Origin of the sequence: Methylibium sp. T29 (assembly GCF_000576205.1) — a bacterium.
GTDB lineage: Bacteria > Pseudomonadota > Gammaproteobacteria > Burkholderiales > Burkholderiaceae_C > Methylibium > Methylibium petroleiphilum.
Window position 1 is genome coordinate 1 of record NZ_AZND01000403.1, and the last position, 2,199, is coordinate 2,199.

The window sequence follows — 2,199 nt, forward strand, 5'->3', positions numbered from 1 at the left end:
GTTCTCCGGCTTCTTCGCTGAAGGCGGGCGCATCCCGCCTGGTCACTTTGGTGTGGTAGGTGAGAACGGCCCTGAGTTGGCGTTCGGTGGCCCAGGTGGAATGAACATCCAGCCGAATGGCGGTAGTCGCCAGATCATCGTGCAGGTGCAGGCGGCACCGAACATGAGCCGCGACACGGCCCAGCAACAGGGCGTGGCGATCGGGTCTGGCATCAACCGGACTCTTTCGAGGAACACCTGATGGCCTTCTTCGAAGAGCGGTTCCCTGACTGCTTGTCCTTCGGGGCAATGGGCGGTCCGTCGTTCTCTACTTCAGTGGCTTGGACGACGAACGGATACCGCACGTCGAATCGCAAGTTCCTGTACCCGCTCCATGAGTACGAAGTTGCTCAGAATGTCAAGACCGAAGAGGACTTCGAGACTGTGCGCGCCTTCTTCCTGAACGTCTATGGGCAGTTCGACGGCTTCAGGTTCAAGGATTGGGCTGACTACAAAGTAGTTGGTACGCAGGGGATCATCATCGATGTCTCCGGCGTCAAGCACCTTGGCCGCCGTTACGCATTCGGCGCCAGATCGTTTGATCGGCTGATCTCTAAGCCTGTCGTTGGGACGGTGACTATCACGGGCGGTGGAACGCTTGACTACACCACCGGGATCATCACTGGCGGCTCGCCGACATCCTGGGTTGGCGAGTTCGATGTGCCTGCCGTCTTCACTACAGACCTACTCAGTGCCGCGATCGTCAATCGCAGCGGAGACGGTCAGTTCTTCATGTCGTGGTCGTCGGTGCCGATCAAGGAGTTCAGGGTATGAGAGTCATACCTATCCTTCTTGCGGCAGAGTACGCAAAGGGAAGTCAGACCACATGCGTGTGCTTGCTCATCACCAGGAAGGATGGAGAGTCGGTCCGCTTCACGTCGGTTGATACGTCGGTTGTTGTTGGTGACTCTGGGGGTGTGACCACAGATTCTGGAATCGTCCTTGACGGCATCTATGCTCCTGTCAACGGCCTTGATGTCAAGAACCTCGTCTCGTCCTCCAGCCTCGCGGTGGACAACACCGAAGGCGCCTTGATGGCCGACAGCTCGGCCGCCGATCAAGAGTTCGTCCTTGAGATCATCACCGGCAAGTGGGACCAGGCGTCCTTCGTGCTGTTTGAGTGCAACCCCCTCGACGGTTCTGAAGCCTTCGTGCTCAAGCGTGGATGGACAGGGGAAGCCCAACCCAGCCTCAATACCGGCCTCCACACGCTGGAGTTCCGCAGCCTCAAGCAAGCCCTGCAACAACCTATCGGGAAGGTCGTCACCAAGACCTGTCCGTATGAGCTTGGTTTGGACAACGGCTACACCTCTCATTGCCCGGTCGTCCTTGCTGATTTCACCGAAGCGTGCGAAGTGACTGTGGCCACGTCACGCTACGTCTTCACCATCGACACGGCGATGGATGACGACTGGTCCGGTGATGGCTTCGTTGAATTCCTGACCGGAGAGAACGCGGGCTATCGCTATAAGGTCAAGACGCTGGTTGCTGGTGTTGTGACGCTTGCTCTGCCTGCTCACTTCGCTATCGAAGTCGGCGATACGCTCGATCACGTCGCCGGGTGTCGGAAGAGGTTCGACGAAGACTGCAAGACCAAGTTCGATGCAGCTTTGGACTTCGGTGGAGAGCCCCACGTCCCTGGTCAGGACAAGATCACCGCTGCGGCGGACGCCTCCGCATGAACCGCGCTCAAGTGGTGGCCGCTGCCCGCGGCTGGATTGGCACGCCCTACCAACATCAGCAACGCCTCAAGGGTGTTGCCGTTGACTGCGCTGGCCTGGTGATCGGTGTTGCCAGAGAGCTTGGCATCGTCCCTCCTGAGATGGACGTGACCGGCTACCTCCGACTCCCCGACGGGGCGAGCCTCATCGCCTACTGCGATCAGTTCATGACTCGTGTCCCGTTGATCGAAGCGATGCCGGGTGACGTTCCTGTGGTCTGCCATCCGAGAAGCCCACGCAGGCACGCCGCGCACATGGGCATCTTTGGTGACTATCCCGGTGGCCTCTCGTTGATCCACGCAAACGGAACGAAGGTCGTGGAACACCGTTTCGATGAAGACACCAGAAGCAGGACTCTTCAGGTCTACCGCATGCCGGGGGTCGAGTAATGGCGCGCTTCGTTCTCTCTGCTGCCGCCGCGGCTGTCGCGACGTACTTT

General features: G+C 59.2%; 4 protein-coding genes. All 4 read left to right on the top strand.

Annotation, left to right across the window (positions count from 1 at the left end; all coding sequences use genetic code 11):
• Positions 1 to 241 (top strand): hypothetical protein (locus tag x551_RS26025; RefSeq protein ID WP_036251166.1); only part of this gene is annotated, 241 nt, incomplete at its 5' end.
• Positions 241 to 813, top strand: coding sequence for a DUF2460 domain-containing protein (locus x551_RS23820; protein WP_051512272.1), 573 nt, complete (start codon positions 241 to 243; stop codon positions 811 to 813). The genes x551_RS26025 and x551_RS23820, both read left to right, overlap by 1 nt.
• Entirely contained in the window at positions 810 to 1,721 is a 912-nt protein-coding gene (locus tag x551_RS21430; protein WP_036251169.1) for a DUF2163 domain-containing protein, read from the top strand. Before x551_RS23820 ends, x551_RS21430 begins: the two co-directional genes overlap by 4 nt.
• Positions 1,718 to 2,149, top strand: a complete 432-nt coding sequence (locus x551_RS21435; protein WP_036234283.1) for a hypothetical protein — start codon at positions 1,718 to 1,720, stop codon at positions 2,147 to 2,149. The genes x551_RS21430 and x551_RS21435 overlap by 4 nt, the downstream gene beginning before the upstream one ends.
• Positions 2,150 to 2,199: the final 50 nt, after the last annotated feature.